The sequence below is a fragment of the Kineococcus haloalkalitolerans genome, assembly GCF_050871905.1.
Taxonomy (GTDB): domain Bacteria; phylum Actinomycetota; class Actinomycetes; order Actinomycetales; family Kineococcaceae; genus Kineococcus.
Map to the genome: position 1 here is coordinate 103,622 of NZ_JBJLSH010000001.1, position 25,665 is coordinate 129,286.

The 25,665-nt window shown below is 75.7% G+C and carries 20 protein-coding genes; 5 read left to right on the forward strand and 15 right to left on the reverse strand.

Annotated features, from left to right (window positions below; genetic code table 11):
• Positions 1-97 precede the first annotated feature (97 nt).
• A complete protein-coding gene (locus tag ACRYMY_RS00485) occupies positions 98-2,140 on the reverse strand; it encodes a calcineurin-like phosphoesterase C-terminal domain-containing protein (RefSeq protein WP_432545296.1) in 2,043 nt (680 codons plus the stop codon).
• Positions 2,141-2,276: 136 nt separating this feature from the next.
• On the reverse strand, positions 2,277-3,674 hold the full coding sequence (locus ACRYMY_RS00490) for an ATP-dependent 6-phosphofructokinase (protein WP_369055224.1): 1,398 nt from the start codon (positions 3,672-3,674) through the stop codon (positions 2,277-2,279).
• A gap of 154 nt (positions 3,675-3,828) precedes the next feature.
• Here ACRYMY_RS00490 and ACRYMY_RS00495 point away from each other — a divergent pair, with 154 nt between their 5' ends.
• Positions 3,829-4,227 carry an OsmC family protein gene (locus ACRYMY_RS00495; protein ID WP_369055222.1) on the forward strand — a complete coding sequence of 133 codons (399 nt, stop codon included), beginning with the start codon at positions 3,829-3,831 and terminating at the stop codon, positions 4,225-4,227.
• A gap of 27 nt (positions 4,228-4,254) precedes the next feature.
• Here the strand turns inward: ACRYMY_RS00495 and ACRYMY_RS00500 are convergent, their stop codons facing one another.
• Both ACRYMY_RS00500 and ACRYMY_RS00505 read right to left on the reverse strand, forming a co-directional pair.
• On the reverse strand, positions 4,255-6,282 hold the full coding sequence (locus ACRYMY_RS00500) for a cytochrome c oxidase assembly protein (protein WP_432545297.1): 2,028 nt from the start codon (positions 6,280-6,282) through the stop codon (positions 4,255-4,257).
• 326 nt (positions 6,283-6,608) lie between these two features.
• Positions 6,609-7,025 (reverse strand): ATP-binding protein, encoded by a 417-nt coding sequence (locus ACRYMY_RS00505; protein WP_432545298.1) that lies wholly within the window; start codon positions 7,023-7,025, stop codon positions 6,609-6,611.
• 292 nt (positions 7,026-7,317) lie between these two features.
• Here ACRYMY_RS00505 and ACRYMY_RS00510 point away from each other — a divergent pair, with 292 nt between their 5' ends.
• Both ACRYMY_RS00510 and ACRYMY_RS00515 read left to right on the forward strand, forming a co-directional pair.
• Positions 7,318-7,839 carry a MarR family winged helix-turn-helix transcriptional regulator gene (locus ACRYMY_RS00510; protein ID WP_432545299.1) on the forward strand — a complete coding sequence of 174 codons (522 nt, stop codon included), beginning with the start codon at positions 7,318-7,320 and terminating at the stop codon, positions 7,837-7,839.
• On the forward strand, positions 7,836-9,833 hold the full coding sequence (locus ACRYMY_RS00515) for an MDR family MFS transporter (protein ID WP_432545300.1): 1,998 nt from the start codon (positions 7,836-7,838) through the stop codon (positions 9,831-9,833). Before ACRYMY_RS00510 ends, ACRYMY_RS00515 begins: the two co-directional genes overlap by 4 nt.
• A gap of 189 nt (positions 9,834-10,022) precedes the next feature.
• Here ACRYMY_RS00515 and ACRYMY_RS00520 read toward each other — a convergent pair whose 3' ends face one another.
• The 3 genes from ACRYMY_RS00520 to codB all read right to left on the reverse strand — a co-directional run bounded on the left by ACRYMY_RS00520 (position 10,023) and on the right by codB (position 14,044).
• The gene (locus ACRYMY_RS00520; protein WP_432545301.1) at positions 10,023-10,958 is read right to left on the reverse strand and encodes an alpha/beta hydrolase; all 936 of its coding nucleotides are present in this window, start codon (positions 10,956-10,958) and stop codon (positions 10,023-10,025) included.
• A gap of 231 nt (positions 10,959-11,189) precedes the next feature.
• Positions 11,190-12,746: an amidohydrolase family protein gene (locus ACRYMY_RS00525; protein ID WP_432545302.1), complete on the reverse strand. Its 1,557-nt coding sequence runs from the start codon at positions 12,744-12,746 to the stop codon at positions 11,190-11,192.
• Positions 12,743-14,044 (reverse strand): cytosine permease, encoded by a 1,302-nt coding sequence (gene codB / locus ACRYMY_RS00530; RefSeq protein WP_432545303.1) that lies wholly within the window; start codon positions 14,042-14,044, stop codon positions 12,743-12,745. Before codB ends, ACRYMY_RS00525 begins: the two co-directional genes overlap by 4 nt.
• Before the next feature lie 182 nt (positions 14,045-14,226).
• Between codB and ACRYMY_RS00535 the strand changes: the two genes are divergently transcribed.
• A complete protein-coding gene (locus ACRYMY_RS00535; protein ID WP_432545304.1) occupies positions 14,227-15,357 on the forward strand; it encodes a PucR family transcriptional regulator in 1,131 nt (376 codons plus the stop codon).
• Positions 15,358-15,369: 12 nt separating this feature from the next.
• Here ACRYMY_RS00535 and ACRYMY_RS00540 read toward each other — a convergent pair whose 3' ends face one another.
• Genes ACRYMY_RS00540 through ACRYMY_RS00550 form a run of 3 tightly spaced genes read right to left on the reverse strand, consistent with a single transcriptional unit; the run spans position 15,370 to position 18,764 of the window.
• On the reverse strand, positions 15,370-15,669 hold the full coding sequence (locus ACRYMY_RS00540) for a UBP-type zinc finger domain-containing protein (protein WP_432545305.1): 300 nt from the start codon (positions 15,667-15,669) through the stop codon (positions 15,370-15,372).
• Positions 15,670-15,693: 24 nt separating this feature from the next.
• Entirely contained in the window at positions 15,694-17,115 is a 1,422-nt protein-coding gene (locus ACRYMY_RS00545) for an ATP-binding protein (RefSeq protein ID WP_432545306.1), read from the reverse strand.
• Positions 17,112-18,764 carry an NAD(P)/FAD-dependent oxidoreductase gene (locus ACRYMY_RS00550; protein ID WP_432545395.1) on the reverse strand — a complete coding sequence of 551 codons (1,653 nt, stop codon included), beginning with the start codon at positions 18,762-18,764 and terminating at the stop codon, positions 17,112-17,114. The genes ACRYMY_RS00545 and ACRYMY_RS00550 overlap by 4 nt, the downstream gene beginning before the upstream one ends.
• 272 nt (positions 18,765-19,036) lie before the next feature.
• Between ACRYMY_RS00550 and ACRYMY_RS00555 the strand changes: the two genes are divergently transcribed.
• Positions 19,037-19,582, forward strand: coding sequence for a DsbA family protein (locus ACRYMY_RS00555; RefSeq protein WP_432545307.1), 546 nt, complete (start codon positions 19,037-19,039; stop codon positions 19,580-19,582).
• A gap of 16 nt (positions 19,583-19,598) precedes the next feature.
• Here the strand turns inward: ACRYMY_RS00555 and nhaA are convergent, their stop codons facing one another.
• The 5 genes from nhaA to pdhA all read right to left on the reverse strand — a co-directional run bounded on the left by nhaA (position 19,599) and on the right by pdhA (position 25,478).
• Positions 19,599-20,972 carry a Na+/H+ antiporter NhaA gene (gene nhaA / locus ACRYMY_RS00560; protein WP_432545396.1) on the reverse strand — a complete coding sequence of 458 codons (1,374 nt, stop codon included), beginning with the start codon at positions 20,970-20,972 and terminating at the stop codon, positions 19,599-19,601.
• Positions 20,973-21,093: 121 nt separating this feature from the next.
• Positions 21,094-21,849 (reverse strand): ZIP family metal transporter, encoded by a 756-nt coding sequence (locus ACRYMY_RS00565; RefSeq protein WP_432545308.1) that lies wholly within the window; start codon positions 21,847-21,849, stop codon positions 21,094-21,096.
• A 160-nt stretch (positions 21,850-22,009) separates the two neighbouring features.
• A complete protein-coding gene (locus tag ACRYMY_RS00570; protein ID WP_432545309.1) occupies positions 22,010-23,311 on the reverse strand; it encodes a dihydrolipoamide acetyltransferase family protein in 1,302 nt (433 codons plus the stop codon).
• A 41-nt stretch (positions 23,312-23,352) separates the two neighbouring features.
• A complete protein-coding gene (locus tag ACRYMY_RS00575; protein ID WP_432545310.1) occupies positions 23,353-24,336 on the reverse strand; it encodes an alpha-ketoacid dehydrogenase subunit beta in 984 nt (327 codons plus the stop codon).
• Positions 24,336-25,478, reverse strand: a complete 1,143-nt coding sequence (pdhA, locus tag ACRYMY_RS00580) for a pyruvate dehydrogenase (acetyl-transferring) E1 component subunit alpha (RefSeq protein WP_432545311.1) — start codon at positions 25,476-25,478, stop codon at positions 24,336-24,338. The genes ACRYMY_RS00575 and pdhA overlap by 1 nt, the downstream gene beginning before the upstream one ends.
• Positions 25,479-25,665: the final 187 nt, after the last annotated feature.

Consider the following 25,665-nt stretch of genomic DNA (forward strand, 5'->3'; position numbering starts at 1 on the left):
CGCGCGGCGCGTCCCCCGTCCACGGCGCCGGACGCGCGACCGCCGCCCCGCGTCGTGCGACGCGGGACGGCGGCCGGTGGTGCTCAGCGGACCGGGATCAGTCCTCCTCGCCGTCCTCGAACAGCTCGGTGCGGAAGCCCTGCTGCGGGACCTCCTCGCGCACCTCGAAGGTGTGCGTCTCGCTGTAGGTGCGCCCGAGGTGGTCGGTGACCGTCACCTCGGCGCTGTGCACGCCGAGCGCGAGGTCGGCGGGCAGCTGGTAGCGCCACAGGTGCGTGGTGCGGTCGGCGACGTTGTTGCCGGGCTGGGCCGGGCCGGGGCCGTAGGTGCTGCCCGCGTACAGCTCGTAGCCCTGCGCGTAGTCGTCGCCGGAGGTGGACTCGAACCCGTAGCGGGCGACCTGCAGCTGGCGGGTCGCGGCGGCCGGGTCGGCGTACTCGGCGCCCACGCGCGGGGCCTCGCCGTCGGCCTGCTGGGTGCGCTCGGCGGCCACGGGCTCGCCGCCGTCGACGGAGACCTCGACGGTGGTGTCGCTGGAGCCGTACCAGACGTTCGCGGTCAGCCAGGTGCGGTTCGCCAGGTCGTCGCGGGTGACGACGCCGGGGTCGCCGAGGTCGTTGACGTTGACCGGCGGCGGGGTGCGGTGGTCACCGGCGGCGCGCTCGTCGGCCCACGTGTTCAGGGTGTCGAACCACTCGCGCCAGCGCGGGGAGTTCACGGCGACGGCCAGCTGCTCGTCGTCGGACTCGCCGATCGTGTGCCAGGTGTCGCGGAACTCCCCGCCCTGCAGGTCCAGGGTGAGGTAGCCGGGGCGGGCGCCGTCGCGCTGCAGCGCCATCGGGCGGCCGTCGACGTCGAGGTCGCCGGAGTACCAGTCGCCGCTGGGGGCGCCGGCGACGATGTTCGGGAACGGCAGCTCGGAGACGCCGACGGCCTCCTGCCACCCGGCGTAGGAGTCCCCGGCGACCATGCGCTCGGTGGAGTGGGTGTGCCCGGACATCGACAGCGCCTTGCGGCCCTCGAGCAGCTCGTAGAGCTTCTGCACGTCGCGGGTGGAGTGCTGCGTGGAGGCCGCGTCGGCGAAGGAGACGAGCGGGATGTGGGTGGCGACGACGACCAGCTTGTCCTCGGGGACGAGGGCCAGGTCGTTCTCCAGCCACTCCAGCTGCCGCTCGCCCAGCTCGCCGTTGTAGCGGGGGCTGTTCTCCGGGTCGTCGCAGTGCGGGCGGGCGCCGTCGGCGTTGTCCTCCGGCGTGCAGGGGTACTTGACGTTGTTGAGCGCCACGAAGTGGGTGTCGCCGACGTCGTAGGAGAACGTCTCCGGCCCCATGTGCTGGCGGAACGTGTCCATCGAGTGCTCGGGGTCGGTGGAGTCCAGGTCGAGGTCGTGGTTGCCGGGGACGAACCGCAGCGGCACGCCCGCGAGGCTGAGGACCTCCTTGATGCGCGGGTACAGGCCGAGGTCGTCGCCGGCGACGTCGCCGAGCAGCAGGGCGCCGCACTCGGTGTTGGAGCTGCGGGCCAGGTCGGCCATGAGGCCGTCGCGGGCGAAGCCGAGCTCGCGGCCGCTGTAGGTCTGGAAGTCGGCGGTGACGGTGCAGCGGGCGGCCTCGCCCTCGGCGGCGCCGCCGCGCACGAGCGGGAAGTTCACCGCGGACGGCAGCGGGCCGGTGGGCTCCAGGCCGCCGAAGCGCAGGTCCTGCGGGGTGCCGTTCGGCAGGTGCGTGTAGTGGAACCGCGCGACGCCGTCGGCGTCGACGGGCACCTGCCAGCCGGCGGGCTGGGTGACGAAGGCGGTCATGCCCTCGAAGACGGGCAGCTCGTAGCGGCCGCGCTCGTCGGTGACGACGACGTCGCGGCCGTTGGAGACCGCCACGCCGGGCACGCCGGTCTCGCCGTCGCTGCGGCCGTCGCGGTCGCCGTCCTCGAACACGGTGCCGCGCAGCACCTGCTCGCCGGCGGAGCTGGTCGTGGCGCCGGCCTCGCGCAGCACCTCGACGTCGGCGACGTAGGCGGCGCCGGTCGGCTCGGCGGGGGCCTCGGGGGAGCTGACCGCGGGCACGGCGGCGACGAGCGCGCCGGCGCCGACGAGCAGCGCCGCCGCCGAGGCGAGGGTGCGGGGGGACGTCCTGGGTCGCACGGGGGGTCCTCTCGGGGGTCCTCGGCGCCCGCGTCCGCGCGGCGCCGCCCCCGATCCTGTGCGGTTCCCGTGACCTTCCGGTGACCCTCGGTGGAGGATCGGGCGAACTCGCGGGCTCCGCGGGTTCACCCGCTCGTCACTGACCCCCGAAGACCGTGACCTGCTCGGGGGCGTCGGCCTCGCCGAACGACCACGGCTGCCCCGTCGCCTCCAGCACCGACCACCACAGGTCCCCGTGCGGGTCCACCTGGTTGCGCGCGGACACGGCCAGCGAGATGGGGATGTGCACGAACCGCCGGCGCCAGCGGCCGACGACCATGTTCGTGCGCCCGGCCATCGCCGCGTGCGCGGCCGCGTGCGCCAGGCGGATGCAGTACACGCTGTCGTACGGGTTCGCCGGGACGCTGCGGATGACGTAGCTGGGGTCGATGTAGCGCATGTTGAGCTCCATGCCGTGCGCGGCGAAGTCCTCGGTGATGCGCTGGCGCAGCAGGCGCCCCACGTCCTGCAGCTTCTTGTTGCCCGAGGCGTCGCGGCCCTGGTCCTCGATGTCGTCGAACAGCTCCTGACCGGCGCCCTCGGCGGCCACGACCAGCGCGTGCCCCTGCTCGGAGACCTTGCGCCGCAGGTGCTCCAGGAACCCGCCGGGCCCGTCGAGGACGAACGGCACCTCGGGGATGAGCACGTAGTCGGCGTCGTTCTGCGCCAGCGCCGCGTAGCAGGCGATGAAGCCGGAGTGGCGGCCCATGAGCTTGACGACGCTGACGCCGTTGGGCGCGGTGCGCGCCTCCACCTTGGCGGCGAGGATCGAGCGGGTCGCCTCCGAGAACGCCGTCTGGAACCCGAAGCTCTGGTCGATGAACGGGATGTCGTTGTCGATGGTCTTGGGGATGCCGACCACGGCGACCTTCAGGCCGCGCTCCTTGACCTCGGCGTTGATGCGCTGCGCCCCGCGCATCGTGCCGTCCCCGCCGATGGCGAACAGGACGGTGATGCCCATCCGCTCCAGGCAGTCGACGACCTCCACGGGGTCCTGCTCGCCGCGGGAGGTCCCCAGGATGGTGCCGCCCTCGCCGTCGATGCGCTCCACGGCCTGCGGGGTGAGGTCGACGACGTCGTGGCCGTAGCGCGGCACGAAGCCCTGGTAGCCGTTCTTGAAGCCGTAGATGCGGCGCACGCCGTAGTGGTTGGTCAGCGTGGAGACCAGGCCGCGGATGACGTTGTTGATGCCCGGGCACAGCCCGCCGCACGTGACGATGCCGACGCGCGTCTTGGCCGGGTCGAAGAAGATCTTCTTGCGGGGGCCGACGGGCTCCAGGCTGGGCAGGTCGGGCAGCTCGCCGGTCTCGGACCAGTCGCGGCGCGAGACCTTGGAGACGGTGTCGTCGAACAGCACGCGGTCGTTCTCGTCGATGTAGTGCTGCGTGGTCCGCCGCGCGGACAGCCGCGACGCCAGGGGCGAGTCCACGGTGCAGGGGCCCAGCGTCTCCACGGTGAAGTCGATGGCCTGGCCCTTGCTGCTGCCGTTGTCCATGCGCGCGCTGGTCCTCTCGCTCGGCGGGGGGTCCCCGGGTCGCCGCCCATTCTCCGGGCGGGGTCCGGCGCCGTCACGCCGGGGCGCCCCCGGGGGTCAGGGCCCCACGATGATCACCGAGCGTGGCGCGCCGGTGGCCCCTAGCGTCTCGGGCATGGCTTCCGACCTGTACACGGCCGTGGTCACCGCGACGGACGGCTCCGCCCGCTCCGACGACGGTGCCCTGGAGCTGGCCGTCCACGAGCCCACGTCGCTGAAGGGCAGCGGCGAGGGCGTCAACCCCGAGCAGCTGATGGCGGCGGCGCTGGGCTCCTGCCTCATGGAGTCGCTGCGCATCGCCGCCACGAGCACCGGCGGGTCCGTCGACGACGCCCGCGTCGAGGCGCGCGTGACGCTCGCCGAGGCCGAGGGCACCGGCTACGACGCCCGCTACGCGCTGGCGGTGACCCTGCCGTCGGTGGACGACGCCGACGCGGTGCTGCAGCAGGCGCTGGCGATCTGCCCCTTCACCAAGACCATCGACGACGGCGCCCTGGAGGTCCGGGTCGCCTGAGGGCGGCCCGCTCGCGCGGCGGGCGCCTCAGCGGCGCCCGCCGCCCGACCCGTCGCGCTCGGCGTAGCGGGCCAGCATGGCGTTGTAGTCGGCCAGCTCCTTCTCGCCGTCGCGGGCGGCGGCGCGGTCCCGCCGCTTGGTCTCGCGCGCGTCCGAGCGCGCCCAGCTGATCGCGACCGCCAGCACGAGCGCCAGGGTCGGCACCTCCCCGATGCCCCAGGCGATGTCCCCGCCGCGGTGCTGGTCGGCCAGCAGGTCCGCGCCGGGGTTGACCGCCGCGAACCAGTCGCCGGCCAGCAGCTCCGTGCCCTGCATGAGCGAGACGCCGAAGAAGGCGTGGAAGCCCATGGTGGCCAGCAGCAGGATCAGGCGCAGCGGGTAGGCGGGGCGGTGGGCGCCCGGGTCCACGCCGACGAGCACCGAGCCGAACAGGTACCCGGTGCCGATGAAGTGGAACATCATCAGCTCGTGCCCGACGTGGGTGCGCAGCGCCAGCTCGAACAGCGGCGAGTAGTAGAAGACGATCAGGCTGCCGGAGAAGAGCACGGCCGCGGACAGCGGGTGGCCGACGACGGCCAGCCAGCGCGAGTGCACCAGCCCCAGCAGCAGCTCGCGCGGGCCGCGCGAGCCGTCGCGGCGGGCGGGCAGCGTGCGCAGCGCCAGGGTGACCGGGGCGCCGAGGACCAGCGGCAGCGGCACGGCCATCGTCAGCAGCATGTGCTGGAGCATGTGCGTGCTGAAGGAGATCCGGCCGTAGGCGGCCGGTCCGCCGCTGGTGACGAAGAGCAGCAGCGCGCAGCCGAACAGCCACCACAGCGTCCGCCCCGTGCTCCAGCGGTCCCCGCGCCGGCGCAGCGCGCGCACCCCCAGCAGGTACAGCACGACCATGAGGCCGCCGATGAGCAGCCACAGCAGGTCCGGCGACGTCTGGGTGAACCAGCGGGCGGTGGTCAGCGGCGGCGGGACGGGCTCGCCGAGCAGCGAGGCGGCCACCGACGTCGCCGGGTCGTCCGCGGGCACGGGCGTGGGGCTGCGCGAGAGCGCCACTCCCAGGCCGGTGGCCGCGCCCATGAGGACCAGCTCACCGGCGGCGATCCGCCAGAACGCCCGCGGCCGCTGCGCCAGCAGGGGCAGGGTGCGGCGGCGGTGCCACCAGCCGAGGACCCCGAGGGCCACCAGGGCCACGACCTTGCCGACGACGAGCGCGCCGTAGGGCGTGCCCAGGCCCTCGACGCCGCCCAGGCGCACCCACGCGTTGACGGTGCCGGACAGCGCGACGAGCGCGAAGCAGGCCAGCGCGACCGCCGAGTAGCGCTGCGCCGCGACCAGCGGGCGCTGCAGCAGCGGCAGCACCAGCAGCAGCGCCGCCAGCCCGCCCACCCAGACGGTCACGCCGGCCAGGTGCAGGAACAGCGAGGTCACGGCCGTCTGGTGGGAGGCCGAGCCGGCGGCGTGGCCGGACAGCGACAGCGGCACGAGCGCCGCGAGGGACAGCACGGCCGTCCACGTGGCGCCGGTGGGCGTGGTGGCCGCGGCCCCCACGGTGGCGACGACGGCGGCCAGGACGGTCGTGACCAGCAGCGCCCGGCCCAGGTCGATCTCCTGCGCGAACTGGGCGAACTGGGCACCGAAGCCCTCCGCGCCCGGGGCGGCGCCGACGACGTCCATCGCCGTGAGCACGAGCACCACCAGGGCGGCCAGCGCCCACACGCCCGCCCCGACGGCCCCGGCCCGCACCGCGCGCGTCCACGCCTGCCCGGGGTGGGGCAGGACGACGGTGGCCACGACGGCGCAGCCGACGGTGAGGGCGGCGGCCAGGTCGTGGACGGTGCGGGCCACCGGCAGGCCGTAGCGGACGAGCTCGCCGGGGTCGCCCAGGGCCGGGGGGACCAGCCCGCCGGAGGCTGCCAGCGCCAGCAGCGCGACGGCGAGGGCGGCGAGCAGGACGGCCGCGGTGGTGGCGGCCGCACCGGGGACGGTGAGCCGGGGCCGGCCGGCGGCCGGTGACGCCGGGGGGGCTGGTGCGGGTGCGGCGGGTCGGCGGGGGGTCACCACCCGTCCAGGGTAGGTCGCCGTCCGCGGCCCCTCGGTCCGCGGGAGGTGTTCCCCGCGTCACCCCGGAGCCCTCCCCGCGTCACCTCCGGCCCCCCTCGTCCCGGCCACGTCCCGGCGGGCGCCGCGCTCCCCCGGCCCCTCTCTCCACCCCTCCCCCACCGTGATCTTGCAGGTAGTCCCAGCAAGATCACGGTGATCATGGATGCATGGGCATTCAACCGTGCATGATCGCGGTGCGGCAGTGCGGCGGTGCGGCGGTGCGGCGGTGCGGCGGTGCGGCGGCGCGGGTGCGGTCGTGCAGCGGTGGCGGCGCGGAGGGGCCGCGGTCAGGCGGTGGCGAGGCGCCGGGCGGGGCCGGCGTGGGTGAGGACCTCGAACCAGACGACCTTGCCGATGGGGGTGACGTCGACGCCGTGGTCGTCGGCGAGCGCCTCGACGAGGGCGAGGCCGCGGCCGTCGAGGGCGTCGGGGTCGGAGGTGCGCCGCTGCGGCATCCGGGTGTTCTCGTCGCCGACGCCGATGCGCACGCGGGCGCCGCTGCGGCCCAGGCGCAGCTCGACGTCGCTGCGGCCGTGGAGCACGGCGTTGGTGACGAGCTCGGCGGTGAGCAGCAGGAGGGTGTCGACGACGTCGCCGAGGAGCCCCTCGGTGATGCACCAGTCGGTCACGACGTGCCGCGCGGCGCGCGAGGACAGGGGCTCAGGGGGCAGCGTCGTCACGCACGACCAGTTCACAGACGACACAGAGTGACTCTCCCGACACTGAGGGTTGTCAAGCACCGTAGCGCAGCCTCCCCCGTCCGGAGCAGTGGAGCGGGTCGTCGCGCACCAGGACATCCTCTCGCCTCCCCGGCGGTGCTCGTGACTGCTAACTTGTTGCATGCGGCACTCAAGGATCCCGCCCGGGCGGACGACGTCCCGGGAGGTACTTCGCCGTCGCACCACCGGCCGTTACACGGTCCAGCGGGCGCACCCGACCCGACACGCCGGGACGACCCCCTCCCCGCACCACCACTCCACCCGACCGGAGCCCCCCGTGACCGCACGCGTCGCCGCCCTCGGCGACCAGCTCGTCCGGCACCTGCGCGCCGCCACCGCCCTCAAGGCCGCCCTCGGCCGGGGCGAGGACGACGCCGAGCGCGCCGTGCACACCGTGCTCTTCGCCCTCACCCACCTCGGCCCGGCCCGCGCCGGCACCCTCGCCGAGCGGCTGGGCACCGACCCCTCCACCACGAGCCGGCAGACCGCCGAGCTGGTCCGCCGCGGGCTGCTCGAGCGCCGCCCCGACCCCTCCGACGGGCGGGCCAGCCTGCTGGCGCTCACCCCCGCCGGGACCGAGCTCGTCGACACGCTGCGCCGGCGCCGCAACGACCTCGTCGCCCGCGCCGTCGACGGCTGGAGCGAGGAGGACGTCACCACCCTCACCCGCCTGCTGGAGCGCCTCAGCGACGGCCTCGACGAGGCCCGCGCCGACCTCCTGGGCTGCACCGCGCCGCCCACCCGCTTCCCGGGGACCCCCGCCCCCGACCCCGTCCAGGACCACCGGGAGACCGCATGAGCACGACCACCCCCGGCGCCCCCGCGGCGCCGGCCCTCAGCCACCGGCAGGTCCTCGCGATCCTGTCCGGGCTGCTGCTGGGCATGTTCCTCGGCGCCCTCGACCAGACCATCGTGTCCACCGCCATCCGCACCATCGCCGACGACCTCGACGGGTTCTCCCTGCAGGCGTGGGCGACGACGGCCTTCCTCATCACCTCGACGATCTCCACGCCGCTGTACGGGAAGCTGTCCGACATGTACGGCCGGCGGCCGTTCTTCATCGCCGCCATCGTGATCTTCGTCGTCGGCTCCGCCCTCTGCGGGATCTCGCAGTCGATGTACGAGCTCGCCGCCTGGCGGGCGCTGCAGGGCCTGGGCGCGGGCGGCCTCATGTCGCTCGCCCTGACGATCATCGCCGACATCGTGCCCGCCCGGGAGCGCGCCCGGTACCAGGCGTACTTCATGGCCGTCTTCGGCACCTCCAGCGTCCTGGGGCCCGTGGCGGGCGGCTTCTTCGCCGGCCACGAGACGATCCTGGGCCTGGCCGGCTGGCGCTGGATCTTCTGGATCAACGTGCCGCTGGGCGCCCTCGCGCTGGCCGTCGTGCTGCGCAACCTCAAGCTGCCGCGACGCTCCACCCGCCACCGGATCGACTGGCCGGGCGCGCTGGCGCTCGTCCTGTGCCTGGTGCCGCTGCTGATCGTCGCCGAGCAGGGCCGCGAGTGGGGCTGGGGCTCCGCGGGCGCGCTGGCCTGCTACGCCCTGGGCGCCCTGGGCCTGGTCGCCTTCGTCCTGGCCGAACGCGCGCACGGCGAGGAGGCGCTGCTGCCGCTGCGCATGTTCTCCGGCCGCACCTTCGTGGTCGGCAGCCTCGGCAGCCTCGTCCTGGGCATGGGCATGTTCGGCGCCATGGCCGTCCTGCCGCAGTACCTGCAGGTCGTCAAGGGCTCCTCGCCCACCGAGGGCGGCCTGCAGATGCTGCCGCTCGTGCTGGGGATCATGTCGGCCAGCGCCTTCTCCGGCCGCTTCATCTCCCGCACGGGCCGCTACCGCCCGCTGCCGATCGTCGGCACCGGCCTCATGGTGCTCGCGCTGTTCCTCTTCAGCCGCGTGGACGCCGACACCCCCGTGTGGCAGACCATGATCGTGATGGTCGTCATGGGCTGGGGCCTGGGCGGCAACATGCAGCCGATCATCCTGGCGGTGCAGAACGCCGCGGACCCGCGCGCCATCGGCGTGGCCACCTCCTCGGTGACGTTCTTCCGCCAGATGGGCGGCACGCTGGGCACGGCGGTCTTCCTGTCGATCCTGTTCTCCACGCTGGGCCGCAACGTCTCCGACGCCTACGCCGGCGCCGCGGGCGACCCGGAGTTCGCCGCCGGCCTGCAGCGGGCCGGGTTGGACCAGGCCGGGCTGCAGGGCGTGCTCGCGCGCGCCGCGGACGACACCTCCGTCGTCTCCAGCCTGCCGGCCGTCCTGTCGCACCCCTTCAAGGTGGGCTTCTCGGACTCCACGAGCCTGATCTACCTGGTGGCCGCGGCCGTCATGGTCGTCGGCTTCGTCATCGTGCTGTTCCTGCCGGGCCTGCCGCTGCGCACCGCCCCCGCGGGCGGCGTGCAGGGCGCCGACGCGGCCGCGTCCCCGCAGGCGGCGGCCGGCGCCCCGCTCGTGCAGCAGCGCGCGGCGGCCGACACCCGGGCCACGACGGGCGCGCCCGTGCCCGGCGAGCCCACCGGCCGCGACACCGGCGGCGCGGACCTGGCCGAGCAGGTGCGGGCCGGGGTCGAGGAGGCCAAGTCGGCGCAGCGGGCGGTCGGCGAGCTCGCCGAGGAGGCCGTGCGCCGCGAGCAGCGGCTGACCTCCGCCGTGGAGCACCTGCGCGACCTGGGGCTGGACGAGGGCTCCATCCAGCAGGCGCTCGGCGAGGACGCGACCACCCCGCACGGCCGGCACGCCGGTCTGCCCGCGGCCCCCGGCGCGCAGGTCGCCGACCCGCTCGGCGCCCAGAACTGACCCCGGCGCCCTCCCCGCTCCCGCCGCCCCCACCCTCCCTCGCCGTGATCTTGCAGGGATCCCCAGCATGATCACGGTGATCATGGATGGACCAGAGCTCGACCATCCATGATCGCGGTGGGAGGAGGGGCGGGTCGCTGCCGCCGGGGCGGGCGGGAGCGGGGCCGGTCGAGCCCCGGGAGCGGGCCGTCAGGCGCCGAGGTGGCTGCCGAGGAAGGCGAGCTGCGCGGGGAAGCGGGCGCGGAAGTAGGACTCCGTGTGGTCGCCGCGGGAGATGCCGCCCTCGGGGCGGGGCCGCACCAGCGAGCGGTACGTCGCCGTCGGCCCGGCGAACTTGTCGCTGGCGCCGCACGAGACCGTCATCGGCAGGCCGCGCACCCCCGGCGCGGACGCCAGCGCGCCCCAGCGGTCGAAGTCGGCCGCGGAGTCGAACGCCCCCTCGCTGGCCCAGTCCAGCGCCGGGAACAGCGCCGGGCTGGAGGCCGCCACGGCCACCAGCTCGCCGTCGCCGCCCAGCCGGCCGGCGGTCGCCTCCCGCGCCATGATCAGCGCGCCCAGGCCGCCCATCGAGATGCCGTGCACGCCGTAGCGGGACGTGTCCAGGCCCAGACCCGCCAGGCGCGGCAGCAGCTCCCCGGTGACCATCTCCAGGGGGTCGTCGCCGTCCGCGCGCGGGTGCCAGTACGTCAGCCCCCCGTCGACCGAGGCGAGCGCGAACGGCGCCCCGCCCTCGGCGACGTGGCGCTCCAGGGCGTCCTGCATCCGCAGGTACTCGAAGCTCGAGCGGGCGTCGCCGCCGCGCCCGTGCAGGGTGACGACGACGGGCAGGCCGACGGGGACGTAGCCCTGCGGGACGTAGTGGCCCCACGTCACCTCGCGGCCGCGCGCCGCGCTGGTGAAGGTCTCGTAGACCACACCGCCGTGCGAGGGCTCGGCCGCGGGCAGGCGCGGTCCCGGGTCGTACGGCTGCTCCGGCTCGGGCGCGCCGGTGGGCGCGGCGACCGGCCCGGTGACGTCGTCCGGCTGCGCGAAGCCGCTGCCCAGCACGAGCGCCCCCGCGCCCAGCAGCCCGCTGACGACCGTGCGCCGCGTCGCGCGGCGCGCGTCGGCGCCCCCACCCCTCACGAACAGTCCCCCCCCGCCCGCATCATCGGCCGCCGCACCCGGACGGCGTAGTCGTTCCGCGTGACCGGTCGTGAACGATCCGGTCACGGTCCGCTGTGATCTCCCCGCACCCAGGATGTCAGGCGGGGCACAGGACCGTGGACGGGCACCACCCCGCCCACCGTGATCCCGCTGGGAGTCCCAGCAAGATCACGGTGGGGGGCGGGAGGGGTGGGGGCGGGGGTGGGGGGCTCAGGCGACGGGCTGCGCCTCGCGGTCGGCCCAGCGGTGCATGCCGACGTCGCGCGCGGCCGCCCGGTGGTGCATCCGCGTGAACGCCGGGACGAAGACCTCGTTGAGGCGGCCGAGCCCCTCCTGCCAGGAGCGCAGCTCCTCGCGGTGCTCGGCCAGCTCGGCCACGAGCGCGGCCTCGTCGAGGGTGGTCAGGCGCCCGCGGTCGACGAGGAGCCGGCCGTCCACGTAGACGGACTCCAGGGAGCTGCCGTTCTCGGAGTGCACGAGCTGCAGGTCCAGCTCGTTGCGGGGCGTGAAGGCCAGGGTGGCCAGGTCCCAGACGAGCAGGTCCGCGCGCTTGCCGACCTCCAGGGAGCCGGTGGTGGTGTGCAGCTGCGCGGTCCGGGCGCCGCCCACCGTCCCGGCGCGCAGGACCTCCTCCACCGTCGGCCACCGCGTGAAGTCCGGGCCGGTGACCTTGTGCAGCAGGGCCGCCGCCTTGAGGACGTCCAGCATCCGCGGGCTGTCGCTGGAGGAGCAGCCGTCGCTGCCGAGCCCGACGGGCACGCCGGCGTCGTGGTACGCCCGCCAGGGCGCGATGCCCGAGCCGAGCTTCATGTTGGAGACGGGGTTGTGCGAGACGGAGACCCCGTGGGCCGCCATGAGCTCGACGTCGGAGGGGGTGACCCAGATGCCGTGCGCGAAGGTCGTCACCGGCGACAGGGCGCCGATCCGGGCCATGTGCTCGACGAGGGTGGTGCCGTAGGACTCCTGCCCGGTGACGGCCTGCGTCTTGGTCTCCAGGACGTGGACGTGGCACTCGGCGCCCTCGCGCAGCGCCAGCTCCGTCGCGCCGGCGAGCAGGTCGTCGGTGCAGCGCTGCGGCCCGGACGGCGCGACCATGTACCGCAGCCGACCGCCCGCCCGCCCGCGGTAGCGGTCGAACGCCTCCCGGCTGAAGGCCAGGTACTCCTCCGCGCTCAGCAGGGGCGCGCGCCGCACCTGCTCCGCGACGGCGGGGTCGAGCAGCTCGTCGAGGAACGGCAGGGTGTCCGTGAACGGCCGGTTGATGACGTGCCCGGAGACGTTGGCGCGCACGCCGGCCTCGTCGTAGGCGTCGACGACGGCGTCGAGCTGGTCGAACTCCTGCCCCGGCGTCTCCAGGACGTCGTCGACGAGGGTGGTGACACCCGCCTTCAGCGACTCGGCCGCGAACAGCCGGCTGCGCAGGCGCACGAGGTCCGGCGAGACGCGCGCGTCGCCGAGGATCGGGTAGGAGAACAGCATCCACAGCTCGAGCGGCAGGTTGTCGTACCGGCCCTTGAACAGCGCCTCCCAGGAGTGGGTGTGCGCGTTGACGAACCCGGGCGTGACGAGGCGGTCGGTCCCGTCGAGGACCGTGTCGCCGGGTCCGGGTCGCACGTCGGGGCCGACGCCGGTGAGGACGCCGTCCGCGAACCGGACGTTCGCGACGACGGGCCGGCTGCCGGTGCGCCCGTCCATCGTGATGACGTGGGCGGCGCGGACGAAGGTGCCCGGGGACCCCGTGGTGGGACGGGGGGCGGGGGCGCTCACGCGGCCACCTCCGCGCGGGTCGCGCGGCGGGCGGCGGCCGCCGCGACGGGCGCCGCGAGCGCCGCCACGACGACGCCCTGCAGGGCGGGGATCCCGACGTCGAAGGCCGACCCGGCCCAGGCGGCGGCGGTGCCGGCGGCGTAGGCGGCCAGGGCGCTCCAGCGCACGAGCGGCTGCGCCGTCAGGTCGGTGGCCGGGGCGTGGCCGCGCCACACGAGGAAGAACCAGCCGATGAGCGCGCCGCCGAGCGGCGGGATGACGACGCCCAGCAGGACGAGGAACGGCACGAGGGCGCCGCCGAGGTCGCTGACGGCGATGGCGATGCCGAGCACCACACCGCCGACGACGAACGGGCGCTTGTCGGGGCGGTCGAACAGCTCGGCACCGGCGACGCCGAACGCGTAGGCGGTGTTGTCGTTGGTGGTCCACAGGTTCAGCACCAGCAGCAGGAGACCGGCGCCGACGATGCCGAGCTGGACGAGCAGCTCGGCGTAGTCCGCTTGCCCGAACGCCGCGGCGCCCACGCCGCCGAAGGCCAGCATGGCGAACTGGGCCAGCAGGACGCAGACCGCGGTGCTGACGAACGCGGTGCGGCCCGAGCGGGCGAACCGCGTCCAGTTGCCCATCTGGGTGCCGCCGGAGATGAACGTGGCGATCATCGCGGTCAGCGCGACCCCGGTGCTCGTGCCGCCCGCGCCCTCCAGGCCGAGCAGCGCGCCCGGCCCGCCGGTCTCGCCGACGGCGAGGACGAGGACCCACAGGCACAGGGCCAGCATGAGCGGCACGGAGACCCAGCTGAGCACCTCGATGCCGCGGAACCCGCGGTAGGCGCTGGCCGCCATGGCGACGCCGGCGACGACGGCGAGGGGCCAGGTGGTCTGCACGCCGAGCGCGCGGCCGACGAGGTCGGTGAGCGTCGCCAGGGTGATGCCGTACCAGCCGACCTGCGTGCCGCCGAGGACGATCGAGGCCCACTTGCCGCCGGCGCGGCCGAACACGCTGCGCGCCAGCAGGACCGTCGTCAGGCCGGTGCGGGCGCTGATGGCGCCCATCAGGCCGATGTAGACGGCCAGCACGGCGGCGGCCGCTGCGGCCAGCAGCAGGAAGCGGGGGAAGTCGAACGCCACGGCGACCTGCCCACCAGTGATCATGGTGGGGGTGAAGAACAGGAAGCCGAGGACGACGACCACGACGGACGTCGTGCTCCTGCGGGCCGCGGTGGGGACCGGGCTCAGCGGGTAGTCGGTGTCGCCGCCGGGCGGCGCGCCGGCGGGGGCGGGGGTTCCGGTGGTGGCCATCGGGTTCCTCTCGGGCGGAGCCGCCGGTGGGGTGCGGGGCGGGTCGGCGGTCACCGTAGGCGGGCCAGGAGCCCGCGCGGGGCGTTCCTGGCGGCGCCCACAACGGCCGCCGCGCCGGGGTGTGCGCGCCCACACCCGGCGGAAACACCGCCGTCACACGGCGGCCCTAGTGTTTCCCGGTGATGACGTCCGACCCCGCGGACCCGGAGGCCCCGGACCCCGGCGGCGCCGTCCCGCCGGTGACCGTGCGGGACGTGGTGTCGTGGCCGGGTTTCGACGTGCGGGTGCTCACGGGCGAGACGGGACTGGACCGCCCGGTGCGCCTCGCGCACCCGACCGAGCTCGTCGACCCGTCGGCGTTCCTGCGCGGCGGGGAGCTGATCCTCACGGTGGGCTCGGACCTGCGCACCGCCGCCGACCGCCGCGCGTTCGTCGACGCGCTGGCCCGCGCCGGCGCCGCGGGCATCGGCCTGGCGGTGGGGGTCAGCGGGCACGAACCGCCGCTGGAGCTCGCCGACGAGGCGCGCCGGGCGGGGCTGGCGCTGTTCACGGTGCCGAACACCCTGCCGTTCGTGGCGTTCACGGAGAGGTTGCAGGAGGTCCACGACGCCGCGCGGCGCGCGCGGCGCGAGCGCCGGGAGGACGGGCGGGTCCTGGACTACGTGCGCCGGGGCCTGGCCAGCGCGGGCGTGCTGCGCGACCGGCTGCCCGCGCACGTCCTCGACGGCGACCTGGCCGTCCTGTGCCTGCCGGCGGGCCGCGCCTGCCCGGTCACGGGCCCGCACGTGGAGGGCTGGATCGGCGAGGTCGCGGTCGTCGTCGCCGCCGCGGGGGCGGTGGCGTCCGGCGCGGCCGCCCTGGCCACGCCGTCACCGTCCTCACCGCCCGTGCCGCACGCGACGGGCGGGCCGGGGCCCCTGCCGCGCGTCGCCCGGTCGGTGCGGGAGGGACTGGCCGCGTTCGCGATCGCGGCCCGGCGCGGCTCGCCGGCGGGGCCGCGGGACCTGGCGACGTTCTCCGGGCTGCTGGAGCGCATGACGAGCGAGGACCTCGCTCCGTTCGCCGACCACGTCCTGGAACCCCTGGTGCGCTACGACGCCCGGCACGGCAGCCAGCTCGTGGCGACGGTCCAGACCTACCTGCACCTGGACGGGTCGCTGACCGCGACGGCGCAGGCGCTGTTCGTCCACCCGAACTCGGTGCGCAACCGCCTCGCCCGCGTGCGCGACCTCACGGGCACCGACCCGGCGTCCTTCGACGGGCGGGTGGCGCTCGTCCTGGCCCTGCGCAGCCGGGGCCGCGGTGACGGCTGAACCCCGCCCCGCTCAGGGGTGGGAGGGGGCGGGCGGGGCGTCGGGCAGCTCGAACAGCAGCTCGTCGGGGTAGCACCAGAACCACTCCTCGCCCGGCTCGTAGGAGCGCACGAGGGGGTGGCCGGTACCGCGGTGGTGGGCGGTGGCGTGCTTGCCAGGCGAGGAGTCGCAGCAGCCGACGTGCCCGCACCCGCTGCACATGCGCAGGTGCACCCAGCGGCCCCCGGCGGCCAGGCAGTCCTCGCAGCCGGGCGCGCTCGGCTCGGCGGTCGCGTCGACGGTGTCCAGGTGCCCGCAGGTGGTGCTACTCACGACGTCCTCCGGTGGGTGGGTCCTTCAACGGGGCCGGGCGACCGGCAGGTCGACCGCGAAGGTCGTGCCGCCGGGCCCGGTGGTGAACGAGATGCGGCCGTGGTGGCGGTCCTCGACGATGCGCCGGCACGCGTCCAGGCCCAGGCCGGTGCCGCCGCCGGGGCCCTTGGTGGTGACGAACGCGTCGAACAGCCGGTCGCGCACGGCTTCGTCGACCCCGGGGCCGTCGTCGGCGACCTCCACGCGCACCCCGTCGCCGGTGGCGCGGGTGCGCAGCACGACGGTGCCGCGCCCGCCGACGGCGTGCACGGCGTTGTCGAGCAGGTTCGTCCACACCTGGTTCAGCTCGGCGCCGTGGGCGCTGACGCGCGGCAGGCCGTCGGCGTACTCGCGCACCACGCGCACGTCGCGCAGCTTGTGCCCGAGCATCGTCAGGGTGCTGTCCAGCCCGGCGTGCACGTCGACGTCCTGCGCGCTGCCGGAGTCCAGGTAGCTGTACGCCTTGACGGCGGCGACGAGGGCGGAGATCGCCTGCGTGGCGGTGCCGATCTCGCGGGCGAGGGCGTCGGCCTCCAGGACGGCCGCGAGCCAGCCGACGCGCTCGGACAGGCCCGGCCCGCGCAGCCGCTCCACCGCGGCGGCGACCTCGTCCGCGCCCAGCCCGGCGGCGACGAGGACGACGGCGGCCTCCTGCGCCTCGGCCACCCCGGCGTCCTCCAGGACGTCGGCGACCTCGTCCTCGGCGTCGGCGCGCTCCAGGGCGCCCAGCGCGACCCCGCCGCCGTCGCGGGCGCGCTCGCGGGCGGCGGCCAGCACCTCGGACGCCGCGCCGGCCAGCCCGTCCACCACCGGCGGCGGGTCGGCGAGGACGCCCAGGACGCGCCCGAACTGCGAGGCGGCGCGCACGGCGGCCGCGGCGGGGTTGTTCAGCTCGTGGGCCAGCCCGGCGGACAGGTGCCCCAGGCGTGCCAGGTGCTCCTGCTGGCGCACGGTGGCCTCGGTGTTGCGCAGGCCCACGTACAACCCGTCCAGCAGGTGCACGGCCATCGGCATCCGGGTGCGCACGAACGTGGCGAAGTCCCGGGCGGGCAGCCGGAACAGGCTCGTGGTCGTCGTGGTGCTCAGGTCGTTGACGTAGACCTGCTGGCCCTCGTCGACGAAGGCGCGCACGGCCCCCGCGTAGGCGCCGCGCTGGCTGGTGGTGCCCAGGACGACGGGCCGGCCGCCGACCTGCTTCTCCTGGCGCACCTCCCCCTCCAGCAGCACCCACAGGTGCCCGGCGGGCTCACCGGTGGCGAACACGGTGGCGCCGGCCGGGTAGGTGCGCCGGTCGCCGCGCTCGGCGATCCAGCGCACGTCCTCCTCGTCCAGGTGCTCGAACAGGAACAGCGTGCGCAGCTCGTCAACCCCGACGGTGGCCGGCCCGGCGGCCTCCTCGACGCTCACAGCCCCTCCAGGTAGCGGTGCACGAGGTTCACGGCCAGCGCCCCCTCGCCGACGGCGGAGGCGACCCGCTTGACCGAGGCGGCGCGCGCGTCGCCGGCCACGAACACGCCGGGGACGCTGGACTCCAGCAGGTACGGGTCGCGCGGGACGTCCCACCCCGCGGGTGGGCGGCCCCGCTCGTCGAGCAGGTCCGGTCCGGTGACGAGGAACCCCTTGGCGTCGCGGACGAACGCCTCCCCCAGCCAGTCCGTGCGGGGGGCGGCGCCGATGAACACGAACAGCCACTCGGTGTCGACGACCTCCTCGCGGCCGGTGGCGCGCTCGCACAGCGCCAGCCGCTGCAGGTGCCCGTCGCCGGAGGCGCCGGTGATCTCGGTGCGCAGCCTCACCCGGATGTTCGGCGTCGCCTCGATGCGCGCCACCAGGTACTCGCTCATGCTGCGTCGCAGCGAGTCCCCGCGCACGAGCATGACGACCTCGGAGGCGTGCTGGGCGAAGAACAGCGCCGCCTGCCCGGCGGAGTTCGCGGCCCCGACGACGTGGACGACCTGCCCGGCGCAGTTCACGGCCTCGTGGGCGGCGGCCCCCTGGTACACGCCGCGGCCGGTGAACTCCGCCAGCCCGGGCGCGGCGAGCGCCGAGTACGTCACGCCGGTGGCCAGGACGACGGCGTGGCAGGCGACGACCGACCCGTCGTCGAGGCGGACGCGGCGCCCGTCCCCGGCGGCCTCGACGCCGACGCACTCGACGGTCTTGACCACCTCCACGCCGAAGCGCAGCGCCTGGTCGCGGGCCCGCTGGGCCAGCTCGTTGCCCGAGACGCCCTTGGGGAAGCCCAGGTAGTTCTCGATGCGGCTGCTCTGCCCGGCCTGCCCGCCCGTCGTCGAGCGCTCCACGAGCAGGGTGCGCAGCCCCTCGCTGGCCGCGTACACCGACGCGCCCAGCCCGGCGGGGCCGCCGCCGACGATGACCACGTCGTAGAAGGGCGCGGCCGCCGTCGTGGGGAACCCCAGGCGCTGCACCAGCTCGCGCGGACGGCAGGCGGGCACGGTCCCGCCGTCGGGCAGGAACACGACGGGCAGGAAGTCCGGGCCGTCGTCCAGGCCGGCGATGCGCAGCAGGCGGTGGGCCTCGGCGCTGCGCACGTCGACGTACCGGTACGGCAGGGAGGTGCGCGCCAGGAACTCCTTCAGCTCCTGCGTCTGCGCGGACCACTGGTGGCCGACGACGGACAGCCCCGCGGCGGCCGGGCGGGTGGCGGCCCGCCAGTCGGCGAGCAGCTCGTCCAGCGGCGGGTACAGCCGCTCCTCCGGCGGGTCCCACGGCTTGAGCAGGTAGCGGTCGAGGTCGACCTCGTTGATGGCGCGGATCGCGGCGTCGGTGTCGGCGTAGGCGGTCAGCAGGACCCGCTTGGCGGCCGGGACGACGTCCATGGCCTCCTCGAGGAACTCCACCCCCGTCATCGACGGCATCCGGTGGTCGGCCATGACGACGGCGACGGGCTGGTTGCGCACGACCAGCTCCTCCAGGGCGCGCAGGCCCTCGCGGCCGGAGTCGGCGCGCACCACGCGGTGGGTGTGCCCGTAGCGGCGGCGCAGGTCGCGGGCGACCGCGCGCACGACGCCGGGGTCGTCGTCGACGCAGAGGATGACGGGGCGGCGGGCCTCCTCGACGGGCCCGTCGCCGGGCGCCGCGAGCGGCGCGGGCGGGCTGTCGGGGGTGGTGGTCACGGGACCTCCGGCGGACGGGACGGGCGGACCGGGTGGTGGGCACCCCGGGGGCACGGACCCCTGAGAGCGCTCGCCAGCGGTGACAGTAGCCGCGCGGGCGCGGCGGTGGGAGGCCCTCGCAGGACCAGGTCGGACGGGGCCGGGCACGACGGGGGTCGACCGCGCCCCCGCCCGGCGCTACGGTCCGGGCCGTGACGGCGAGCGGACCGGGCGACGCGCCCGCGACGGGTGCGAGCGCCCCGGTGGCGGTGGACCTGGACCGGCACGTGCTGGGCGATCCCGGCGCGGCCACGACGATCGTGGAGTACGGCGACTTCGAGTGCCCCTACTGCGCGGCCGCCGCGCCCGTGCTGCGCGAAGTCGTCGAGGGGTCCGCGGGCCGGGTGCGGCTGGTGTTCCGGCACTTCCCGCTGTTCACCAAGCACCCGTTCGCGCTGACGGCGGCGCTGGCCGCGGAGGCCGCCGGGGAGGCGTTCTGGCCGCTGCACGACCTGCTGTTCGCCCACCAGGACCGGCTGACGGACCCGGACCTGGCCGCGCACGCGCAGCGCGCGGGGGTGACCGGCGAGGTGGTCGGGGCGGCGGCGCAGGCGCACCGCCCGGCCGTGGAGGCCGACTACCGCGCCGGGGCCGCGGACGGCGCGCGCGGCACCCCCACCCTGTTCGTCGACGGCCGCGCCTACACCGGGCGGGTCGAGGTGGTGGCGCTGCGCACCAACCTGGGCCTGCACCGCTGAGACCCGCCGGCCCACCTCACGCGCGGGTCGGGTCCAGCCAGGGCCCGGCGGGCAGCTCGGGCAGCTCGTCCCCGTCCACGGTGCACAGCGGCATCCGCTCGCCCAGGACGCGCAGCGCCAGCGACCCCAGGACGGCGGAGACCAGCGAGCCGGCCAGCACGCCGATCTTCGCCTGGTCGCGCAGGGCGGCGTCGTCGAAGGCCAGGTCGGTGATGAACAGGGAGATGGTGAACCCGATCCCGGCCAGCAGCGCCCCGCCCACGAGGTGCCCGTAGCGCACGCGGCCGGGCAGGTCGCCCAGCCCGGTGCGCAGGGCGACCGCGGCCGCCACGGAGATGCCCACGCCGTTGCCGACGACGAGGGCCAGCACGATCCCGCCGGTCACCGGCGAGGTCAGCGCCGTGCGCAGCGCCTCGCCGTCCAGGACGACCCCGGCGTTGGCCAGCCCGAACAGCGGGACGACGACGTAGGCGCTGAGGGGGTGCAGCGCGTCCTGCAGGCGGTCGTTGGCGGGCACCGCGGCGCGCGCGGCCGTCGTCGCCATCCGCGCCCGGAACGGGGTGGGCCGCTCCAGCAGCGCCCGCCCGTAGGTGCGCACCCGCTCGCGCTGCTCGGGGGACACGCGCGCGGCTGGCACGAGGACACCGACGAGGACGCCGGCCAGGGTGGGGTGCACGCCGGAGGCGTAGACGGCCAGCCACAGCGCCAGGCCGACGAGCACGTACGGGGTCAGCTGCCACACCCCCGCCCAGCGCAGGAGCGCGAGCACCGCGACGAGGGCCGCCGAGACGCCCAGCGCGGTCGTGGACACCTCGTCGCTGTAGAAGACGGCCATCACGGTGACGGCGCCGACGTCGTCGACGATCGCCAGGGTCAGCAGGAACAGGCGCAGCTGGTCCGGGCAGCGCGGCCCGAACAGCGCCAGGACCCCGACGAGGAACGCGGTGTCGGTGGACATGGGGATGCCCCAGCCGACCGCCGCGGGCCCGCTGGGGTTCACCGCCAGGTACAGCAGGGCGGGCAGGGCCAGCCCGCCCAGCGCGCCGAGGACGGGCACGACGACGGCGCGCGGGTTGCGCAGCTCCCCCACCGTCACCTCGCGGCTGATCTCCAGGCCGACGACGAGGAAGAACACGGCCATCGCGGCGTCGTTGACCCAGTGCCGCAGGTCCAGGGCCAGTTCCCAGCCGCCCAGGCGCACCGAGCCCTCGGCGTGCCAGAACTCCTCGTACCCGGAGCCGGGCAGGTTCGCCCACACCAGCGCGGCGGCGGTCGCCGTCAGCAGCAGCACCGCCCCGCCGGACTCGGTGGCCAGGAACCGCCGCAGCGGCTGGGCCAGGTGCGGCACCGGCACGCTGATGCGCGGCAGCGGTCCGGGCCGCGCGGGCATCGGTCCGGTGGGGGTGTGGGTCACGGGGGCTCCGCCTCTCGCGTCGTCGCCCTGGCGGGCGGCCGTCGCCCGGACGCTAGCGGCGCGGCCCGGTGCCGGTCAGCCCCCGGTCAGCCCCCGGTCAGCCCCCCAGGCGGCTGACGGCGAAGGCGAGGACGAAGCCGAGCGTGGTGATGAACCCGGTGAGCAGGCCCGTGCGCTCGAACGCCTCCGGGATCATCGTGTCGGCGATCATGGTGAGGATGGCGCCCGCGGCCAGCGCCGTGATCGCCGCGACGACCTGCGGGGAGGCCCCGCCCAGCGCCAGGTACCCCAGGGCGGCCGCCAGCCCGCTGACGAGCGCGATGCCGCCCCACACGCCGAACACGTACCGGGCGCTGCGCCCGGCGCGCTTCATGCCCGCCACGCTCGACAGCCCCTCCGGCACGTTGGAGATGGCCACGGCGGCCACGACGGCGGTGCTCACCCCGCCCCCGCCGAGCAGCCCGAGGCCCAGCACCACCGACTCGGGCACCCCGTCGAGCAGGGCGCCGACCGCGATCGCCGCGCCGCTGCCGCCCTGCTCGGACTCCGAGGGCTGCTGGCCGCCGGAGCGCTTGCGGTGCCGGGCGCCGCGCCGGGCCAGCGCCGCGTTCGCCGCCACGTACAGCAGCGCCCCGGCCAGCAGGCTGACCACCGTGACGGTCAGGCCGCCGGTCTCGGCGGCCTCCTGCGCCAGGTCGAAGGCCAGGGCGGAGATGAGCACGCCCGACCCGAACGCCATGACGCCCGCGACGACGGCGCGCGGCACCGGCGCGAACCACGCCACGAGCGCGCCCACCACCAGCGCCGCCCCGCCGAACAACCCCCACGCCCCGGCTTCCAGCCACCCCGGCACGCCGTCCTCCTCCCGTCGCGGAACCGCTCCGGGGAGCCCCTACCCGTTCGTGAGCCCGAGCAACCGTCCGGGGGCGGGCGACCGTCCGGGGGACGGGCGACCGTCCGGGGGACGGGCGACCGTCCCGGGGCGGGGCGACGGTCCGGGGAAACCCGCCGAATCAGCTCCAGACGAGCGCGCGGGCGGGGTCCTCCAGCACGGCGGCGATGTCGGCCAGCACGCGCGAGCCGCTCTCCCCGTCGAGCATCCGGTGGTCGAAGGACAGGCTCAGGGTGACCGTCCAGCGCGGCTTCACCTTGCCGCGGTGCACCCAAGGGCGCTCGGCGATGGTGCCGACGGCCAGGATCGCCGCCTCCCCCGGGTTGAGGATCGGGGTGCCGGTGTCGATGCCGAACGTGCCGACGTTGGTGATGGTGATGGTGCCCTCGGCCAGGTCCCGCGGGGACGCCTTGCCGGCGCGCGCGGTCGTCGTCAGCTCGCCCAGCGCGACGGCCAGCTCCTTGAGCGTCATCGCGTCGGCGTCCTTGACGTTCGGCACGAGCAGGCCGCGCGGGGTCGCCACGGCGATGCCGAGGTTGACGTAGTTCTTCACGACGATGACCTGGTTGGCCTCGTCCCACGTGGAGTTCACGTCCGGGTTGCGGCGCACCGCGACCAGCAGGGCCTTGGCGACCAGCAGCAGCGGGGAGACGCGGACGCCCTCGAACTCCCGGTCCTGCTTCAGCCGCTGGTACAGCTTCATGGTGCGGGTGACGTCGACCGTGGTGAACACCGTGACGTGCGGGGCGGAGAACGCGCTCTCGACCATCGCGGCGGCCGTGGCCTTGCGCACCCCGCGGATCGGCACGTGGTGCTCGCGCTCGTGCCGCTCCACGCGGCGCGCCGGTTCCTCGGGGGCGCCGGGCACGAGCGCGAGGACGTCGCTGCGGGTGACGGTGCCGCCGGGGCCGGTGGGGGTGGCGTCGGCCAGGTCGACGCCGAGGTCGCGGGCCAGCTTGCGCACGGGCGGCTTGGCCAGGACCCGCTGCGCGGTGGGCGCGGCCGTCGGCTCCGGTGCGGCCGGCTGCTGCGGCGCGGCGGGCTGCGGGGTCGCCTGCGCCGAGCGGCGACGGCGCGGGGCGGCCTCGCGGGTGCCGTAGCCGACCAGGGTGGCGCCGGAGGCGTCCTGGGCCGCGGCGGCGGGTTCGGCGGCGGGCGGCCCGACGGGCCCGGGAGCCTCGGTGCTGCCGGTGCGCACCACGACGATGTCGGCGCCGACCTCGACGGTGGCGCCCTCGGGGGCCAGCAGCTGCGCCACCGTGCCCGCGTACGGGCTGGGCAGCTCCACCAGCGACTTCGCCGTCTCGATCTCGACGAGGACGTCGTTGACGGCCACGAGGTCGCCCTCGCGCACCTTCCAGGAGACGATCTCCGCCTCGGTCAGCCCCTCACCGACGTCGGGCAGGGCGAAGCGCTGGTCCACGGGTTCCTCTCGGGACGTTTCCTGGGGAGTTCGGGGCGCGCTCAGGCGGCGAGCGCGCGGTCGACGGCGTCGAGCACCCGGTCGATCCCGGGCAGGTAGTGCTCCTCGACGCGCGCGACCGGGTAGGGGACGTGGAAGCCGCCGACGCGCTGCACGGGCGCCTCCAGCGAGTAGAAGCAGCGCTCCTGCACGCGCGCGGCCAGCTCGGCGCCGGTGCCGAAGAACGTCGGCGCCTCCTGCACGACGACCAGCCGGCCGGTGCGCTGCACCGACTCCGCGACGGTGTCCACGTCCAGCGGGGAGATCGAGCGCAGGTCCACGACCTCCAGCTGCGTGCCGTCCTCGGCGGCGGCCGCGGCGGCGTCCAGCGCCAGGCGCACGGTGGGGCCGTAGGCCACCAGGGTGGCGTCGGTGCCCGCGCGCAGGACCCGCGCGCGGTGCAGCGGCGTCACCTGCCCGGGGGCCAGGTCGACGTCCACGTCGCCCTTCTCCCAGTAGCGGCGCTCCGGCTCCAGGAACAGCACCGGGTCGGCCGAGGCGATCGACTGCTGCACCATCCAGTACGCGTCGTGCGCCGAGGCGGGGGTGACCACGCGCAGGCCGGCGACGTGCGCGAACAGCGCCTCCGGGCTCTCGGAGTGGTGCTCGACCGAGCCGATGCCGCCGCCGGCGGGCATCCGGATGACGACGGGCACGCTCAGGCGACCGCGCGAGCGGGCCCGCAGCTTCGCCAGCTGCGTGACGATCTGGTTCACCGCCGGGTACACGAACCCGTTGAACTGGATCTCGCACACCGGGCGGTACCCGCGCAGCGCCATGCCGGTGGCGGTGCCGACGATGCCGGCCTCGGCCAGCGGGGTGTCGATGACGCGGTCCTCGCCGAAGTCCTTCTGCAGGCCGTCGGTGACGCGGAAGACCCCGCCCAGCTTGCCGATGTCCTCGCCCATGAGGACGACGCGCGGGTCGCGGTCCATCGCCGCGCGCAGACCCGCCGTGATCGCCTTGCCCAGCGCCATGCGCTCCATCAGCGTGCTCCTCCGGTGATCGCGGCGGACTCCTCGTCGTGGCGCGCCCACGCGGCGAGGAACTCGTCGCGCTCCTCGACGACCTGGGTGTGCGGTTCGGCGTAGGCGTGGTCGAACATCGCCGCCGGGTCCGGCTCGGGCAGCGCGCGCACCCCGGCGCGCAGCCGCTCGGCGAAGGCGTCGGCCTCCGCGGCCAGAGCGGTCTCGAACGCCTCGTCGAGCAGGCCCTCGGACGCCAGGTACGCGCGGAACCGGTCGATCGGGTCCTTGTCGCGCCAGGCGTCCACGTCGGCCGCGCTGCGGTAGCGGGTCGGGTCGTCCGAGGTGGTGTGCGCGCCCATCCGGTACGTGTACGCCTCGACGAACGTGGGCCCGCCGCCGGCGCGGGCGCGGTCGAGGGCGGAGCGGACGACGGCCAGGCAGGCCAGCACGTCGTTGCCGTCGACGAGGACGCCCGGCATGCCGGCGCCCTCGGCGCGGCGGTGGATCGGCACGCGGGTCTGGCGCTCGACCGGCTCGGAGATGGCCCACTGGTTGTTCTGGCAGAAGAACACGACGGGGGCGTTGAACACCGCCGCCCAGCTCAGCGCCTCCGCGGTCTCGCCCTGCGAGCTGGCCCCGTCGCCCAGGTAAGCGATGACGGCGGTGTCGCGGGCCGGGTCGCCGGTGCCGACGGCCCCGTCGCGCTGCACGCCCATGCCGTACCCGACGGCCGGCAGCAGCTGCGCGGCGATGACGAGGGTGTACGGGTGCACGCGGTGCGCGGCCGGGTCCCAGCCGCCGTGGTCGGTGCCCCGGTAGAGGCTCAGCACGTGCAGCGGGTCGATGCCGCGGCCCAGGACGGCGCCGTGGTCGCGGTAGGTGGGGAAGACCTGGTCGTGCGGTCGGGTCGCGCGGGCGGCGCCGACCTGGGCGCCCTCCTGGCCGCGGCTGCCGGCCCACAGGCCCAGCTCGCCCTGGCGCTGCAGCGCCTCCGCCTCCGCGTCCAGCCGGCGCAGGAGGACCAGGTCGCGCAGGACGTCGCGCAGCTCGTCCGGCGTGAGGTCCACGTCGTGCTCGGGGTGGCTGCGCCGGACCCCCGAGGGGTCGAGCAGCTGGACCATCGGCTCGGTGCGGGCCGGGTCGGCCACCGCGTCGCTCACGTGCTCCCCCTCGTCCGGGTCCTGGGCGGGTCCTGCCCGGACCGCCCCGGCGGGCGGAGGAGCCGAACCTACGGTCGCGTACCTTACGCCTGCGTACCCTACGTGGAAGTAGGTGCGACGTCGACGCGCCGACGGCGCCGACCGGGTGAGGAGTGGTCGAGCCGTGGCGCACACCGGTCGATGGAGG

Coding starts and splice junctions, on each gene's coding strand:
- codB (WP_432545303.1), bottom strand. CDS start 14,044: ATGGCCACCACCGGAACCCCCGCCCCCGCCGGCGCGCCGCCCGGCGGC.
- ACRYMY_RS00490 (WP_369055224.1), bottom strand. CDS start 3,674: ATGGACAACGGCAGCAGCAAGGGCCAGGCCATCGACTTCACCGTGGAG.
- ACRYMY_RS00495 (WP_369055222.1), top strand. CDS start 3,829: ATGGCTTCCGACCTGTACACGGCCGTGGTCACCGCGACGGACGGCTCC.
- ACRYMY_RS00535 (WP_432545304.1), top strand. CDS start 14,227: ATGACGTCCGACCCCGCGGACCCGGAGGCCCCGGACCCCGGCGGCGCC.
- ACRYMY_RS00575 (WP_432545310.1), bottom strand. CDS start 24,336: ATGGAGCGCATGGCGCTGGGCAAGGCGATCACGGCGGGTCTGCGCGCG.
- ACRYMY_RS00515 (WP_432545300.1), top strand. CDS start 7,836: ATGAGCACGACCACCCCCGGCGCCCCCGCGGCGCCGGCCCTCAGCCAC.
- nhaA (WP_432545396.1), bottom strand. CDS start 20,972: ATGCCCGCGCGGCCCGGACCGCTGCCGCGCATCAGCGTGCCGGTGCCG.